Below are 14,863 nucleotides of genomic sequence, written 5' to 3'. Positions count from 1 at the left end.
TTTCTCCTGAGGGGATCGGCTTAGAACCGATTCAGGTAGTAAAGACCCGAGTTTTAATCTCCGCCAGCAATAGGCCATTGCAGTTTTAACCCCGTGTTCACGGCACATCGGCGCTTTTGGGACAAACCACCTCTAGGCCCGGCCCTTTGAGCAGGCTAGTCTTGGCAGCTCTGATTGAGGATCTTCGATGATTGCAGGTATTTCTTCGCGCACGCCCCAGCAGGCGTTGGCCGCTTTGCTGGATCGTTATGCCCCCGGGCGCCTGTTGCTGATTGGCGCCAGCGAGTTCCCCGCGCTTGAGGCCTTCAAGCTGGCGCACCCGGACACTTGTGTGGCCCATGCGGCACCCGGGGTGTTGCCGGCCGAGTTGGCGGCGCGCCGGTTTGACCTGGCGCTGGTGGTCGATTGCCTCGAACACTTGCCCAAACGCGATGGCCTGAACCTGCTTGGCGGGATCCGTAACCTCAACGCCAGTCGCATCGCGGTGCTGGCGGACTTGCCGGCCAGCGGTTGGCAGGAGACCGATTTTTTCTCCCTGGCCCTGCAAGCCAGCGAACGCTTCCAGCGCGACGATCAAGTGCTGACCCTGTTCACCTATGATCTGCTTGACTACAAACAAGTCCCCGACTGGCTCAACTCACGGTTCTGGGCCAATCCGGAAAACTTCGGGAAATATTGGTGGTAACGCAATGAGTACATCCATTTGCCCCTGCGGTAGCGGCACCCCGCTTGATGCCTGCTGCGGTCATTACCATGCCGGTCATCCGGCGCCGTGTGCCGAAGCCTTGATGCGTTCGCGCTACAGCGCCTACGTACTGGGGCTGATCGATTATCTGGTGGCGACCACCCTGCCCGCACAACAGGCAGGCCTCGATCGACAGTCCATCAGCGACTGGAGCGCCCAAAGCACCTGGCTGGGCCTTGAAGTGGAAAGCTCCGAGGTCTTGGGCGGCCAGCCGGAACACGCCTTCGTGACGTTCACTGCGCGCTGGCACGACGGCGGCGGTGAACACAGCCACCGCGAGCGCTCGTCGTTCGTGCAGAACGCCGGCCACTGGTACTTCATTGACCCCACCGTACAACTCAAGGCCGGGCGCAATGATGCGTGCCCTTGCGCCAGCGGGCAGAAGTTCAAGAAGTGTTGTGCGGGTTATTTCAGCAGTTGAAGTGACGTCAAAAGATCGTCCGAACGCGGCCCGAGCCTTCGGCAGCTCCTACGGGTTTACGCCGATCCAGTGTAGGAGCTGCCGAAGGCTCGGGCCGCGTTCGGACGATCTTTTAGGGCTAGACTGGTGCTCAAGGGAGAAACCCGACCATGACCACCCGACGGCTCGTACTACATCTGCTCACCCTGCTCCTGTTTCTGGGGCTTGGCGGCTGTGCGTCCTGGTTCGGCGATGATCTGCCGGATCCGCAGGTGCATCTGGTCAAGGTCGAAGTCGTCCAGGCCAAACTGATGCAGCAGCGATTCCTGCTGCACTTTCGCGTCGACAACCCCAACGACAGTGACCTGACGGTGCGGGGCATCGAGTACCGCATTCATTTGGGCGACATGCTGCTGACTGAAGGTGAGCACGAACACTGGTTCACCGTCGGTCCCAAGCGCAGTGCCTACTTTAAAGTGCCGATCCGCACCAACCTGTGGCCCAAGGTGCGGGATCTGGTGAAACTGCTGAAAAAACCCGACCAGCCGATTCCCTATCGTCTGGAAGGTGAACTGGAAACCGGTTTATTCATCGCGCACTACGTGCACCTGGCGCGCAATGGCGTGATAATCCCCGCCGATTTAATTCCGGAGCAAAACCGATGACCCAGCAACCCCATGTCCATGGCCCTGACTGCAACCACGATCATGACCATCACGACCACCATGATCACGACCATGGCCATGTCCACGGCCCGAACTGCGGCCACGCCCACCAGGAACCGGTGCGCAACGCCCTGAAAGACGTCGGCCGCAACGACCCTTGCCCCTGCGGCAACGGCAAGAAATTCAAGAAGTGCCACGGCGCTTGATGCTTCAGGCGAAGAACTTCTTCGCCTGTTGAATCGCCTTCGCGAGCAGGCTCGCTCCCACATTAGATCGCATTCTCAAGGTAGATGCGGTCAAGTGTGGGAGCGAGCCCGCTCGCGAAGAGGCCCTCAAAGTCACCCTCACTTCAGGATCTGCGCAGTGCTCACGACCGTCGCATATTCCCCCTGCAAATTACCCAGCGACATCGCATGCACTTCCTCGGCTGAATGGGCTTTACCAAAGTAGTCAGCCTTGTCGAACGTAAAGCACGCATCCTCCGCCACCCACGCATCAAACCCCAGATTACCGGCCGTTCGCGCCGTGGATTCCACTGAGTTGTTGGTCGCTACGCCGACAATGACCAACTGATCGATCCCCGCCTCTCGCAAACTTTTCTCAAGCCCCGTCGCACAAAACGCATCCGGCACCTGCTTTTGAATAAGCTGCTCACCGGTCTGTGGCTGAAACCGCTCCTGAAACTCCACCCCCGATTGCTGCGGCCAGAACACCGAGTCAGGTGAACGGGACAAGTGCTGCACGTGAATGATGGGTCGTCCGGTTCGACGCCAATTCCCTAGCAAATCGAGGATTCGCTGCTCGGCCTGAAGATTATTTCGGCGACCGAGTTTGGGATGCAGGATGCCTTTTTGTTGATCGATGATGATCAGCGCCGCGTTTGTCTTGAGCTCCATGCCGGTTTTTCTCATGCGGGGTCATTGAATTTCCCGCACTTCAGCATCACCTGTTCCTACAGGCAAGCTATCGAACGCAAACAGGACGACCTGATGCCGGCGTTTGCTGTCCGCAAGTAACGACGTCTCTAGATTTGGAGTACTCCATGATCGACCTGTATTACTGGACCACCCCCAACGGCCACAAAATCTCGATATTCCTGGAAGAAGCCGGCCTGCCCTACAACGTGCACCCGATCAACATCAGCCAGAACGACCAGTTCAAACCCGAATTTCTGAAAATCTCCCCGAACAACAAAATTCCGGCCATCGTTGATCCCGAACCGGCCGATGGCGGTGAGCCATTGGCACTGTTCGAGTCCGGGGCAATTCTGTTGTACCTGGCAGAGAAAACCGGCAAGTTCCTGCCCAAAGACCTGCGCGGTCGCCAACAAGCGCTGCAATGGTTGTTCTGGCAGATGGGCGGCCTGGGGCCGATGGCCGGGCAGAATCATCACTTCAGCCAGTTCGCGCCGGAGAAGATCCCTTACGCAATCAAGCGCTACATCGACGAGACCGCCCGCCTCTACGGGGTACTCGACAAGCAGCTGGCCGATCAAGACTTCGTCGCCGGCAGCGAATACAGCATTGCCGACATGGCGATCTACCCGTGGATCGTTTCCCACAAATGGCAGAGCCAGAACCTGGAAGACTTCCCCAGCGTGCTGCGCTGGTTCAACCACATCCAGAACCGTCCGGCGACGGTGAAGGCGTATGCCCTGGTGGCCAAGATCAATCCGCCTAAATCCTGATGGAAGATCAAAAGATCGCAGCCTCGTTTCACTCGACAGCTCCTACAGGGAATGCAAAACCGTGTAGGAGCTGTCGAGTGAAACGAGGCTGCGATCTTTTTGCGTTCCACAGCCAAATCCTGAAATAACCTGATACCCCGCTTGCGCGGGCACCTCCTGCTCACTAACGTAGCGCCTTTAATGACGCTACCCCCGCAGGAGCTTTGCCATGGCCTCGCCAGCCCTTACACATTTTCTTCCCCGGTTCGGCGTTGCCGCAGCAGTGGCCGGTGTTTTGAGCCTGACCGGTTGTCAGACCTGGAACACCCAGGACACCCTCCCGCCGACCACCGGCGTACAGCCGCTCAAGGGCCTGGCGCAGAACGTTTCGGTACGTCGCAATGCCATGGGCATGCCGTTGATCGAAAGCAACACCTTTCACGACGCGCTGTTCACCCTGGGTTACGTCCACGCCACCGACCGCATCACGCAAATGGTCACCCTGCGCCTGTTGGCTCAGGGCCGCTTGTCGGAGATGTCCGGTTCGGACCTGCTGGACGCTGACCGCTACATGCGCGCCGTCAATCTGAAGAAAAGCGCCGGCGAGCTGTACAAGGCGTCTTCGCCGCGCCTCAAACGCTTCTTCGAAGTCTATGCCCGCGGCGTCAACGCCTACCTGTTCCGCTATCGCGACAAACTGCCAGCGGATTTCGCGGCCACCGGCTACAAGCCTGAATACTGGAAGCCGGAAGACTCGGCGCTGATTTTCTGCCTGCTGAACTTCAGCCAGTCGGCCAACCTGCCGGAAGAAATTTCCTCACTGATGCTGGCCCAGACCGTCAGCACCGACAAACTCCCGTGGCTGACACCATCCGCTCCTGATGAAAAACTGCCGCTGGCCGAAGCTGAAAAACTTCAGGGCATCAAGCTCAACGGGCAAATCCCGGGCCTGGCCGAGATCAGCAAAGCCACGAGCCAACTGTCCGACCTGAATCTGCTGGGCGCCACTTCGTCGAACAACTGGGCGATCGGCCCGCAACGCAGCCGCAGCGGCAAAAGCCTGCTGGCCAGCGACAGCCATGGACCACTGGGCGTGCCGTCGTTGTTCAGTTACGTACAGATTCGCGCGCCGAAGTACCAGGCTTCTGGTGTGACGATTGCCGGTTTGCCGATGGTGCTCGGCGGTTTCAACGGCAAAGTGGCGTGGAGCATGGCCACCGTCATGGGCGACAACCAGGACCTGTTCCTGGAAAAAATCAAACGCCAGGGCAACGGACTTTCCTACGAAGTTGGTGGCAAATGGCAGCCGGCGATCGTGCGCAACGAAACCTACTTCGTCAAAGGCCAGCGGCCGATTCGCGAAGTGGTGTACGAAACCCGCCATGGCCCGTTGCTCAACAGTGCCCAAGGCACGACGCTGGCTAACGGTTTTGGCCTGGCCTTGCAGACGCCAAACTTCACCGATGACAAGACCCTGGATGCGTTTTTCGACCTGTCCCGCGCCCAGACCGTCGAGAAAGCCTCGGACGCCAGCCGTGAAATCCGCGCCATCGCGCTGAACCTGGTATTTGCCGACGCCAGCAACATCGGCTGGCAAGTCACCGGTCGCTTCCCGAACCGTCGCGAAGGCGAAGGCCTGTTGCCGTCGCCGGGCTGGGAAGGTCGTTACGATTGGGATGGTTACGCCGACCCGATGCTCCATCCCTATGACCAGGATCCGGCCCAAGGCTGGCTCGGCACCGCCAACCAGCGAGTCATTCCGCATGGCTACGGCATGCAGTTGTCCAACTCCTGGTCGGCGCCGGAGCGTGGCGAACGCCTGGCCGAACTGGCAGGTGTGGGCAAACACGACACGCGCAGCCTGATCGCCATGCAATACGACCAGACCACCACTTTCGCTGCCAAGCTGAAGAAGATGTTTGAAGCGCCGGGCATGTCCCAGCCGCTCAAGCAGGCCATTGAAGCGTTGCCTGTGGCGGATCGTGGCAAGGCTCGCGAGGCGTATACCCGCCTGATGGCCTTCGACGGAAAACTCAGCCCGACCTCCGCTGATGCAGCGATTTACGAGTTGTTCCTGCAGCAAAGCACCCAGCAAATCTTCCTCGACGAACTGGGCCCGGAAAGCAGCCCGGCGTGGAAAGCCTTTATCGCCAACGGCAAGTTGTCCTACGCGGCCCAGGCCGATCACCTGCTGGGGCGTGAGGACAGTCCGTTCTGGGATGACGCTCGCACGCCGCAGAAAGAAGATAAACCGGCGATCCTCGCCCGCAGCCTGGCAGCCGCGATCAGCGCGGGCGACAGCCAGTTGGGCGGCGATCACAAAGCCTGGCAGTGGGGCAAACTGCACCGCTACGAGTGGAAAAACGCCAGTGGCCAGACAGTACGCGGTCCGCTCGCGGCCGGTGGCGACCACACCACGCTGAATACCGCAGCGTTCGCCTGGGGTCAGGACTTCAACACCACCCTGGCACCGGCCATGCGCTTTATCGTCGACTTCGGCCAGGCCGAACCGCTGATGGGGCAGAACGGTACGGGGCAATCCGGTAATCCGGCGAGTCCGAACTACCTCGACAGCATTGATCCGTGGCTGAAGGGGCAATACATGAGTTTGCCGATGCAGCCGCAGAACTTTGACAAGGTGTATGGGAAGACGCGTTTGACGCTGACACCTGGCAAGTAAGTCAAAAAGACAAGATCAAAAGATCGCAGCCTGCGGCAGCTCCTACAGTGGATTCGCGTTCATCTGTAGGAGCTGCCGAAGGCTGCGATCTTTGTTTTTGATCTCTGAAAAGATCAATAGAACTTCTAGCCTCGCGCAAACCTCATAGCTAACAACTCCCTCCATTTTGGTAACAACGTGGATCTTGTTATCGCGCGTCCTGAAGGTTTGTACTGCCCGGCCGGGGATTTCTACATCGACCCGTGGCGGCCGGTCGAGCGTTCAGTCATTACCCACGCTCACGGCGACCATGCCCGCACCGGCAATCAGCATTATCTGGCGGCCGCTCCCGGCGAAGGGATTTTGCGTGCGCGATTGGGCCAGGATATCAACCTGCAAACCCTGCCTTACGGGCAACCCCTGACCCACCATGGCGTTACTTTGAGTTTTCACCCCGCCGGCCACGTCCTCGGCTCGGCACAGGTGCGTCTGGAATATGGCGGCGAAGTCTGGGTTGCGTCGGGCGACTACAAGATCGAACCCGACGGCACCTGCGCGGCGTTCGAACCCGTGCGCTGCGATACCTTCATCACTGAATCGACCTTCGGCCTGCCGATTTATCGCTGGCAACCCCAGGCGCACGTCTTTGCCGAGATCAATCAGTGGTGGCAAGCCAACGCCGCCGTCGACAAAACCAGCGTGTTGTTCTGCTATGCGTTCGGCAAGGCGCAGCGAATTCTCCACGGCATCGATGCCAGCCTCGGCCCCATTCTGGTGCATGGCGCCGTGGAACCGCTCAATCAGGTTTATCGCGAAGGTGGTATTTATTTACCGCCAACGATCTATGCCGGCGAAGTAAAAAAGAGCGACCCCATGATGCGCAAGGCGTTGGTCCTCGCCCCGCCTTCGGCTGGCGGCAGCACCTGGATGCGTCGCTTCGGCGACTACAGCGATGGCTTCGCCAGCGGCTGGATGCGTTTGCGTGGCACGCGGCGGCGACGTGGCGTGGATCGCGGCTTCGTACTGTCTGACCACGCCGACTGGCCCGGCCTGCTCTGGGCCATCGAACAGACCGGTGCTGAGCGAGTGATGGTGACCCACGGTTCGGTCGGAGTACTGGTGCGCCATCTGCGCGAACAGGGCCTCGATACCATGAGTTTCAGCACCGAGTACGGCGACGATGAGGAAGAAAATGCAGCCGTCAACCCCGAGAGCGCCGAGGTGCTGCCATGAAGGCGTTCGCCGAGTTGTACGCCGAACTCGATGCCACGACGTCGAGCAACGCCAAACTGGCGGCGATGCAACACTACTTCGCCGAGGCCGCGCCGGAAGATGCCGCATGGGCTGTTTACTTTTTGTCCGGCGGGCGGCCTCGGCAACTGGTGCCGGTGCGCATCCTGCGAGAGCTGGCGGTGGAGATCTCCGGCCTCTCGCCGTGGCTGTTCGAAGAGAGTTATCAGGCGGTCGGCGATCTGGCGGAAACCATTTCGCTGGTACTGCCCGAAACGCTTCACAGCTCCAACGATGGATTGGCGGTCTGGATTGAACACAAACTGCTGCCGCTGCGCGGTGAAACCCCGCAAGTCCTCGCCGAGCGACTGCCTGCCCTGTGGTCGCAACTGGACCGCCAGAGCCTGATGCTCTGCATCAAACTGATCACCGGCAGCTTCCGCGTCGGGGTCTCCAAGTTGCTGGTCACCCGCGCCTTGGCGGCCATGGCCGGGCTCGACAGCAAACGCGTCGCCCAGCGACTGGTGGGTTACACCGACCTGTCCAACCGTCCAAGCGCGTCCAGTTACTTGAAGCTGATTGCCACTGAATCGTCTGACGAACATGCCCAACGGGGCGGTCAGCCCTACCCGTTTTTCCTCGCTCACGCGCTATCACAACCCGTTGAACAATTCGAAGCCCTGCTCGGCCCGGCCAGCCACTGGCAAGTGGAATGGAAGTGGGATGGCATCCGCGCCCAAGTGGTCAAACGCGAGGGGCGACTGTGGGTCTGGTCGCGAGGTGAAGAGCTGGTCACCGAGCGCTTCCCCGAACTCGACAGTCTGGTTCACTGCTTGCCCGAGGGTACGGTGATCGACGGTGAAATCGTCGCCTGGAAAACCGAACACTCCACCACCGAGGACGCCTTCAACCCTCATTCCCCGGCTTCACCCGCGGTAAAGCCTTTCGCGCTGCTGCAACAGCGGATCGGCCGTAAAACCCTAGACAAAAAAATCCTCGAAGAAGTGCCGGTGGTGGTCCTCGCCTACGACCTGCTGGAATGGCAGGGTGAAGACTGGCGCAACCAGCCTCAGTCCAGGCGTCGCACTCAACTGGAGCACGTCGTCGCCAGGAGCAACAACCCGGTGTTACTCCTTTCACCCCTGCTCACCGGCGAAGACTGGCTCGACCTCGCCCGACAACGACAGGCCTCCCGCAAGCTCGGTGTCGAAGGCATGATGCTCAAGGCCCGGGATGCGTTGTATGGCGTCGGGCGGACCAAGGACATGGGCGTCTGGTGGAAATGGAAAGTCGACCCGTTCAGCGTCGACGCGGTGCTGATTTATGCGCAACGCGGCCATGGTCGCCGCGCCAGTCTCTACAGCGATTACACCTTCGCCGTGTGGGACGGGCCGCCTGACGCAAGCGAACGGGTACTGGTGCCGTTCGCCAAGGCCTATTCAGGGCTGACAGACGAAGAAATGCGCCAGGTCGACAGCATCGTGCGCAAGACCACCGTAGAGAAATTCGGGCCGGTGAGCAGCGTGGCGCCGAGCCTGGTGTTTGAACTGGGATTTGAAGGCATCGCCCTGTCCAAGCGACACAAGAGCGGGATTGCGGTGCGGTTTCCGAGGATGCTGCGCTGGCGCCAGGATAAGTCGGTTGAGGACGCGGACAATCTGGGAACGTTGCAGGACCTGTTGAGCTAAACCAAATCCCTGTGGGAGCAAGCTCGCTCCCACAGGGTTTTGTGGTGATCCGATCTATATTGGTGCATCAAATTTTCAACGCCCGTTTTCGTGCACATATCCCTCCTTGCCATTTCTTGAATCACCTTTTAAAACACTTGTTCGGGACTATGGTTCGGAAATTGCTACTTTCATAAGGTCTTACGCTTTCCAGTAACAATAATTCTGCGCCACAAGCGCTCATATTTGTTTTTAGGGATTGAATAATGAAAAAAGCATTGCTGACCCTTTCTGCACTGGCGTTGTGCATGGCAGCCGGTTCCGCGCTGGCCAAGGAATACAAGGAATTGCGTTTTGGCGTTGATCCTTCCTACGCTCCGTTTGAGTCAAAAGCGGCTGACGGTAGCCTGGTAGGCTTCGACATCGATCTGGGTAACGCGATCTGCGCCGAGCTGAAGGTCAAGTGCAAATGGGTCGAAAGCGATTTCGACGGCATGATTCCGGGCCTGAAGGCCAATAAATTCGACGGTGTGATCTCTTCGATGACCGTCACCCCGGCCCGTGAAAAAGTCATCGACTTCTCCAACGAGCTGTTCTCCGGTCCAACTGCCTACGTATTCAAGAAAGGTTCCGGCCTGACCGAAGACGTCGCTTCGCTGAAGGGCAAGACCGTCGGCTACGAGCAAGGCACCATTCAGGAAGCCTATGCCAAAGCCGTTCTGGACAAGGCTGGCGTGAAAACCCAGGCCTATCAGAACCAGGATCAGGTGTATTCCGACCTGACTTCCGGTCGCCTCGATGCGGCGATCCAGGACATGCTGCAAGCCGAACTGGGCTTTTTGAAGTCGCCAAAAGGCGAGGGCTACGAAGTCAGCAAGCCAGTGGACAGCGAATTGCTTCCAGCCAAGACAGCTATCGGTATCTCTAAAGGTAACAAAGACCTTAAAGAGCTTTTGAATAAAGGTATCAAAGCGTTACACGACGATGGCACCTACGCCACCATTCAGAAGAAACACTTTGGCGATCTGAATCTGTACAGCGGCAAATAATGCCCGGCGCCCATCTTGCGATGGGCGCTTTTTTCACCCGATCAGGTTGCTGATTTATGTTCGAAAACCTACTACAAAACCTGGGGCTCTCAGCCTTCAGCCTCCAGGGCTTCGGTCCGTTGCTGATGGAAGGCACCTGGATGACCATCAAATTGTCGGTGTTGTCGCTGTTGGTGGCCGTTTTGCTCGGCTTGCTCGGTGCCAGCGCCAAGCTGTCAAAAGTCAAACTGGTGCGCGTACCGGCCCAGCTCTACACCACACTGATTCGCGGTGTGCCGGACCTGGTGCTGATGCTGTTGATCTTCTACAGCCTGCAAACCTGGCTGACGTCGTTTACCGATTTCATGGAATGGGAATACATCGAGATCAACCCGTTCAGCGCCGGGGTCATCACCCTGGGCTTCATTTATGGCGCGTATTTCACCGAAACCTTCCGTGGCGCGATTCTCGCGGTGCCACGGGGCCAGGTCGAAGCGGCAACCGCGTATGGCCTCAAGCGCGGCCAGCGTTTCTGGATCGTGGTGTTCCCGCAGATGATGCGTTTTGCCCTGCCGGGTATCGGTAACAACTGGATGGTGATGCTCAAGGCCACCGCACTGGTCTCGATCATCGGCCTCGCCGACCTGGTCAAGGCGGCGCAAGATGCCGGTAAAAGCACTTATCAGCTGTTCTACTTCCTGGTGCTTGCAGCGCTGATTTACCTGCTGATCACCAGCGCCTCCAACTTCGTCCTGCGCTGGCTCGAACGCCGCTACGCCGCCGGTTCCCGGGAGGCCGTACGATGATCGAACTCTTGCAGGAATACTGGAAACCTTTCCTTTATACCGACGGCTACAACATCACCGGCCTGGCCATGACCCTGTGGCTGCTCAGCGCGTCGATCTTCATCGGTTTCGTGGTGTCGGTCCCGCTGTCCATCGCCCGGGTTTCGCCGCACTTCTACATCCGCTGGCCGGTTCAGTTCTTCACCTACCTGTTCCGCGGTACGCCTCTCTATATTCAGCTGCTGATCTGCTACACCGGGATTTACAGTCTGGCCGCCGTGCGCGCCCAACCTGTGCTGGATGCGTTCTTTCGCGATGCGATGAACTGCACGATCCTGGCCTTCGCCCTGAACACCTGCGCCTACACCACGGAGATTTTTGCCGGGGCGATTCGCAGCATGGCGCATGGTGAAGTCGAAGCGGCCAAGGCTTATGGTCTGACAGGCTGGAAGCTTTATGCCTACGTGATCATGCCTTCGGCCCTGCGTCGTTCGTTGCCTTATTACAGCAACGAAGTGATTTTGATGCTGCACTCGACCACCGTGGCATTCACCGCGACCATCCCGGACATCTTGAAAGTCGCGCGGGACGCCAACTCGGCAACCTTTCTGACGTTCCAGTCGTTCGGTATCGCCGCGCTGATCTACCTGACCGTTACCTTTGCGCTGGTCGGCCTGTTCCGCCTCGCCGAACGCCGATGGCTGGCCTTCCTCGGGCCGACCCACTAGGACCCGCTTTAGGAATAAAGAGACATGCGCCACCAGATTCATGACCTGCTGGCCCCGCTGCCGGGGACCGCTCGACAGATTCACAGCTTTCACTTCGGCCCATCATCAGCCAAAGGCAAGATTTACATCCAGTCATCCCTGCATGCCGACGAAATGCCCGGCATGCTGGTTGCCTGGCACCTCAAGCAACGTCTGGCGGAGCTCGAAGCCGCCGGCCGTCTGCACAGCGAAATCGTGCTGGTGCCGGTGGCCAACCCGGTCGGCCTCGAACAAGTGCTGATGGATGTGCCGCTGGGCCGTTACGACCTCGAAAGCGGGCAGAACTTCAATCGCTGGTTCGTCGATCTGAGCGAAGCCGTTGGCAACGAGATCGAAGGCCGGCTCGGCGACGATCCGCAGCACAACCTCGAACTGATTCGCAGCAGCCTGCGCAATGCCCTCGCCCAACAGACTGCCAGCACGCAACTGCAATCCCAGCGCCTGGCTCTGCAACGGCTGGCCTGCGATGCCGACATGGTGCTGGACCTGCATTGCGATTTCGAAGCGGTCGCCCACCTTTACACCACGCCCGAGGCGTGGCCGCAGGTCGAGCCACTGGCGCGCTACATCGGTGCCGAAGCCAGCCTGCTGGCCACCGACTCCGGCGGGCACTCGTTCGATGAATGCTTCACCCTGCTCTGGTGGCAGTTGAAGGAACGCTTCGGCGAACACTTTGATATTCCGCTGGGCAGTTTTTCGGTCACCGTCGAATTGCGCGGTCAGGGTGACGTCAATCACCCGTTGGCCAGCCTCGATTGCCAGGCGCTGATCAATTACCTGATTCACTTCGGCGCCATTGCTGGCGAACCCGCGTCGCTGCCCGAGCTGCCTTACCCGGCCACGCCGCTAGCCGGTGTGGAACCGGTGGCAACACCGGTCGGCGGGCTGCTGGTGTTCACCGCGCTGCCAGGGGAATACCTCGAAGCCGGACAACTGATCGCTGAAATCATCGACCCGATCTTTGACCGCGTCACCCCCGTTCATTGCACCGTCGCCGGGTTGATGTACGCCCGTTCGCTACGGCGCATGGCCACTGCCGGCATGGTGATCGCCCACATTGCGGGCACCGAAGCCTATCGCAGCGGCTACCTACTTTCGCCTTGAGGATGCATGCCCCATGTACAAACTGACCATTGAAGGCCTGCATAAAAGCTATGGCGATCATCATGTGCTCAAAGGCGTTTCACTCAAGGCCAACACCGGCGACGTCATCAGCCTGATCGGCGCCAGCGGCTCGGGCAAAAGTACCTTCCTGCGCTGCATCAACTTTCTCGAACAGCCCAACGACGGCGCCATGAGCCTGGACGGCCAGAACATCCGCATGATCAAGGATCGCCACGGCATGCACGTGGCCGATGCCGACGAACTGCAACGGATCCGCACTCGCCTGGCCATGGTGTTCCAGCACTTCAACCTGTGGAGCCACATGACGGTGCTGGAAAACATCACCATGGCCCCGCGTCGGGTGCTGGGGTGCAGCAAGCAGGAAGCCGAAGACCGTGCCCGACGCTATCTCGACAAGGTGGGCCTGGCCTCGCGTGTGGCGGATCAATACCCGGCGTTTCTTTCCGGCGGTCAACAGCAACGCGTGGCGATTGCCCGGGCACTCGCCATGGAGCCGGAAGTGATGTTGTTCGACGAACCCACCTCGGCCCTCGATCCCGAACTGGTGGGTGAGGTGCTCAGGGTGATCCAGGGTCTGGCCGAAGAAGGCCGAACCATGATCATGGTGACCCACGAAATGAGCTTCGCCCGCAAAGTATCGAGCCAGGTGTTGTTTCTGCACCAGGGATTGGTCGAGGAAGAAGGCGCGCCGGAAGACGTGCTGGGCAACCCGAAAAGTGAGCGATTGAAGCAGTTCCTGAGCGGCAACCTCAAGTAACCCACCACCCGTAGGAGCAAAGCTTGCTCGCGATGAATGCGACGCGGTCCATTAACGACCGAGTTATCGTTCATCGCGAGCAAGCTTTGCTCCTGCACGCGTTTTGGGTATCAGGCTACAGGCGCGGGAGGCGGCTCATCCGGCAAGGTAGGTTCACCGGGCTCGGTGGGTTGTTCGTTGGGGGTATCGGGATCAGGCTGACCAGGGATGCCCCCTGCCATGCTGATAGGTGGATGTGCCAACAAGGACCAGGCCAAAACGCCAACCTGATTGGGCTCAAGCCTTGCCAGTTCGGCACTTACTCGCGGATCGATCTTCATAGGGCACTCCTGAGCGATGGCCCGTCCGCGTTGCGCGAACCGGGCAGTACACCCAATAGAGTGTCCACCCGCTCAAGAATTCCCACGACTTGCCTGACGAACGGATCAGGTGCGTGGCAGGGTAACGCCGCGCTGGCCCTGATACTTGCCGCCACGGTCCTTGTAGGACACTTCGCACTCTTCGTCGGATTCAAGGAACAGCATCTGTGCCACGCCTTCGTTCGCGTAGATTTTCGCCGGCAGATTGGTGGTGTTGGAGAACTCCAGGGTCACATGACCCTCCCACTCAGGCTCAAGCGGCGTGACGTTGACGATGATACCGCAGCGCGCATAGGTGCTTTTACCCAGGCAAATGGTCAAGACATTACGCGGAATGCGGAAATATTCGACGGTGCTGGCCAGGGCGAAGGAGTTCGGTGGAATGATGCACACGTCGCTGTGGATGTCGACGAAGCTGCCGGCATCGAAGTTTTTCGGGTCGACGATAGCCGAATTGATGTTGGTGAACACCTTGAAATGATTTGTGCAACGCACATCGTAGCCGTAGCTTGACACCCCGTAGGAGATCACCCGGCTATCGTCGCTGCCGCGCACCTGGCGCTCTACGAAGGGCTCGATCATGCCGTGCTCTTGCGCCATGCGGCGAATCCACTTGTCCGATTTGATGCTCATGGCGGGTGTCCTGAATAGCGAGGTGGAAAAATCTGTCCGGCATCTTACCGGGCGCGCGCTTCGGGTTCAAAGTCCGGGGCACAAATCTTGCCGATCCCCCGTAATTTCCGGGCCTTGCGGGAAAACCGGCGGACCGTCAGTCATGAAAACAGAGAAACCTTCGTCGCAAGCATTGGCACGTTCCGGAAAAAGGGTTAAGGTGGCGCCACTGTGCTGCTTGTGTCACTGAGAATCTCTACACGATATGTTGAATTTCGATCCAACCATCTACAAGAATTTTTCCTGCTCTTTGCACTCAGTCTCGGCCAGGGTTATTACTGCGTATGAGTTATCTTTGTTAATGTTTTTAAACTTTGTATATTGTATTAAGTTTTATT

16 protein-coding genes are annotated in these 14,863 nt (G+C 58.9%); 13 read left to right on the top strand and 3 right to left on the bottom strand.

The features are described 5' to 3' along the window. Positions 1 to 187: 187 nt before the first annotated feature. The 4 genes from ACIQU2_RS16570 to ACIQU2_RS16555 all read left to right on the top strand — a co-directional run bounded on the left by ACIQU2_RS16570 (position 188) and on the right by ACIQU2_RS16555 (position 2,016). Positions 188 to 685 carry a DUF6231 family protein gene (locus tag ACIQU2_RS16570; RefSeq protein ID WP_403142586.1) on the top strand — a complete coding sequence of 166 codons (498 nt, stop codon included), beginning with the start codon at positions 188 to 190 and terminating at the stop codon, positions 683 to 685. A gap of 4 nt (positions 686 to 689) precedes the next feature. Continuing rightward, the gene (locus ACIQU2_RS16565) at positions 690 to 1,166 is read left to right on the top strand and encodes a YchJ family protein (protein ID WP_347804919.1); all 477 of its coding nucleotides are present in this window, start codon (positions 690 to 692) and stop codon (positions 1,164 to 1,166) included. A gap of 149 nt (positions 1,167 to 1,315) precedes the next feature. Then, complete coding sequence (locus tag ACIQU2_RS16560) at positions 1,316 to 1,810, top strand: LEA type 2 family protein (protein ID WP_347804918.1); 495 nt, start codon at positions 1,316 to 1,318, stop codon at positions 1,808 to 1,810. Next, positions 1,807 to 2,016 carry an SEC-C metal-binding domain-containing protein gene (locus ACIQU2_RS16555; RefSeq protein ID WP_007906737.1) on the top strand — a complete coding sequence of 70 codons (210 nt, stop codon included), beginning with the start codon at positions 1,807 to 1,809 and terminating at the stop codon, positions 2,014 to 2,016. Before ACIQU2_RS16560 ends, ACIQU2_RS16555 begins: the two co-directional genes overlap by 4 nt. A 138-nt stretch (positions 2,017 to 2,154) precedes the next feature. Here ACIQU2_RS16555 and ACIQU2_RS16550 read toward each other — a convergent pair whose 3' ends face one another. Further along, positions 2,155 to 2,706: a cysteine hydrolase family protein gene (locus ACIQU2_RS16550; protein ID WP_403142582.1), complete on the bottom strand. Its 552-nt coding sequence runs from the start codon at positions 2,704 to 2,706 to the stop codon at positions 2,155 to 2,157. 146 nt (positions 2,707 to 2,852) lie between these two features. Between ACIQU2_RS16550 and ACIQU2_RS16545 the strand changes: the two genes are divergently transcribed. From ACIQU2_RS16545 to ACIQU2_RS16505, 9 genes are all read left to right on the top strand, one after another. After that, positions 2,853 to 3,497, top strand: a complete 645-nt coding sequence (locus tag ACIQU2_RS16545) for a glutathione S-transferase N-terminal domain-containing protein (protein ID WP_403142580.1) — start codon at positions 2,853 to 2,855, stop codon at positions 3,495 to 3,497. A gap of 208 nt (positions 3,498 to 3,705) precedes the next feature. Next, positions 3,706 to 6,156: a penicillin acylase family protein gene (locus ACIQU2_RS16540; RefSeq protein WP_403142577.1), complete on the top strand. Its 2,451-nt coding sequence runs from the start codon at positions 3,706 to 3,708 to the stop codon at positions 6,154 to 6,156. 177 nt (positions 6,157 to 6,333) lie between these two features. Then, on the top strand, positions 6,334 to 7,368 hold the full coding sequence (locus ACIQU2_RS16535; protein WP_403142575.1) for a ligase-associated DNA damage response exonuclease: 1,035 nt from the start codon (positions 6,334 to 6,336) through the stop codon (positions 7,366 to 7,368). Beyond that, complete coding sequence (locus ACIQU2_RS16530; RefSeq protein WP_403142573.1) at positions 7,365 to 9,053, top strand: ATP-dependent DNA ligase; 1,689 nt, start codon at positions 7,365 to 7,367, stop codon at positions 9,051 to 9,053. Before ACIQU2_RS16535 ends, ACIQU2_RS16530 begins: the two co-directional genes overlap by 4 nt. A gap of 245 nt (positions 9,054 to 9,298) precedes the next feature. Beyond that, positions 9,299 to 10,081, top strand: coding sequence for a transporter substrate-binding domain-containing protein (locus ACIQU2_RS16525; RefSeq protein ID WP_347804913.1), 783 nt, complete (start codon positions 9,299 to 9,301; stop codon positions 10,079 to 10,081). A gap of 56 nt (positions 10,082 to 10,137) precedes the next feature. Continuing rightward, entirely contained in the window at positions 10,138 to 10,866 is a 729-nt protein-coding gene (locus ACIQU2_RS16520; protein ID WP_008153927.1) for an ABC transporter permease, read from the top strand. Then, positions 10,863 to 11,573 (top strand): ABC transporter permease, encoded by a 711-nt coding sequence (locus ACIQU2_RS16515; RefSeq protein WP_347804912.1) that lies wholly within the window; start codon positions 10,863 to 10,865, stop codon positions 11,571 to 11,573. The genes ACIQU2_RS16520 and ACIQU2_RS16515 overlap by 4 nt, the downstream gene beginning before the upstream one ends. Positions 11,574 to 11,597: 24 nt before the next feature. Beyond that, positions 11,598 to 12,716 carry a succinylglutamate desuccinylase/aspartoacylase family protein gene (locus tag ACIQU2_RS16510; protein ID WP_403142569.1) on the top strand — a complete coding sequence of 373 codons (1,119 nt, stop codon included), beginning with the start codon at positions 11,598 to 11,600 and terminating at the stop codon, positions 12,714 to 12,716. A gap of 13 nt (positions 12,717 to 12,729) precedes the next feature. After that, entirely contained in the window at positions 12,730 to 13,494 is a 765-nt protein-coding gene (locus tag ACIQU2_RS16505) for an ATP-binding cassette domain-containing protein (RefSeq protein ID WP_347804910.1), read from the top strand. Between the two features lie 110 nt (positions 13,495 to 13,604). Here the strand turns inward: ACIQU2_RS16505 and ACIQU2_RS16500 are convergent, their stop codons facing one another. Further along, a complete protein-coding gene (locus ACIQU2_RS16500) occupies positions 13,605 to 13,814 on the bottom strand; it encodes a hypothetical protein (RefSeq protein ID WP_403142566.1) in 210 nt (69 codons plus the stop codon). A gap of 105 nt (positions 13,815 to 13,919) precedes the next feature. Next, on the bottom strand, positions 13,920 to 14,486 hold the full coding sequence (gene dcd / locus ACIQU2_RS16495) for a dCTP deaminase (protein WP_007904652.1): 567 nt from the start codon (positions 14,484 to 14,486) through the stop codon (positions 13,920 to 13,922). Positions 14,487 to 14,863: the final 377 nt, after the last annotated feature.

Origin of the sequence: Pseudomonas sp. NPDC098740 (assembly GCF_044760065.1) — a bacterium.
Classification (GTDB): Bacteria; Pseudomonadota; Gammaproteobacteria; order Pseudomonadales; family Pseudomonadaceae; genus Aquipseudomonas; species Aquipseudomonas rossensis.
Note: the sequence above shows the minus strand (reverse complement) of the source record. Positions and strands in the feature narration are given on the sequence as shown.

Coding starts and splice junctions, on each gene's coding strand:
- ACIQU2_RS16570 (WP_403142586.1), top strand. CDS start 188: ATGATTGCAGGTATTTCTTCGCGCACGCCCCAGCAGGCGTTGGCCGCT.
- ACIQU2_RS16565 (WP_347804919.1), top strand. CDS start 690: ATGAGTACATCCATTTGCCCCTGCGGTAGCGGCACCCCGCTTGATGCC.
- ACIQU2_RS16560 (WP_347804918.1), top strand. CDS start 1,316: ATGACCACCCGACGGCTCGTACTACATCTGCTCACCCTGCTCCTGTTT.
- ACIQU2_RS16555 (WP_007906737.1), top strand. CDS start 1,807: ATGACCCAGCAACCCCATGTCCATGGCCCTGACTGCAACCACGATCAT.
- ACIQU2_RS16550 (WP_403142582.1), bottom strand. CDS start 2,706: ATGGAGCTCAAGACAAACGCGGCGCTGATCATCATCGATCAACAAAAA.
- ACIQU2_RS16545 (WP_403142580.1), top strand. CDS start 2,853: ATGATCGACCTGTATTACTGGACCACCCCCAACGGCCACAAAATCTCG.
- ACIQU2_RS16540 (WP_403142577.1), top strand. CDS start 3,706: ATGGCCTCGCCAGCCCTTACACATTTTCTTCCCCGGTTCGGCGTTGCC.
- ACIQU2_RS16530 (WP_403142573.1), top strand. CDS start 7,365: ATGAAGGCGTTCGCCGAGTTGTACGCCGAACTCGATGCCACGACGTCG.
- ACIQU2_RS16525 (WP_347804913.1), top strand. CDS start 9,299: ATGAAAAAAGCATTGCTGACCCTTTCTGCACTGGCGTTGTGCATGGCA.
- ACIQU2_RS16520 (WP_008153927.1), top strand. CDS start 10,138: ATGTTCGAAAACCTACTACAAAACCTGGGGCTCTCAGCCTTCAGCCTC.
- ACIQU2_RS16515 (WP_347804912.1), top strand. CDS start 10,863: ATGATCGAACTCTTGCAGGAATACTGGAAACCTTTCCTTTATACCGAC.
- ACIQU2_RS16510 (WP_403142569.1), top strand. CDS start 11,598: ATGCGCCACCAGATTCATGACCTGCTGGCCCCGCTGCCGGGGACCGCT.
- ACIQU2_RS16505 (WP_347804910.1), top strand. CDS start 12,730: ATGTACAAACTGACCATTGAAGGCCTGCATAAAAGCTATGGCGATCAT.
- ACIQU2_RS16500 (WP_403142566.1), bottom strand. CDS start 13,814: ATGAAGATCGATCCGCGAGTAAGTGCCGAACTGGCAAGGCTTGAGCCC.
- dcd (WP_007904652.1), bottom strand. CDS start 14,486: ATGAGCATCAAATCGGACAAGTGGATTCGCCGCATGGCGCAAGAGCAC.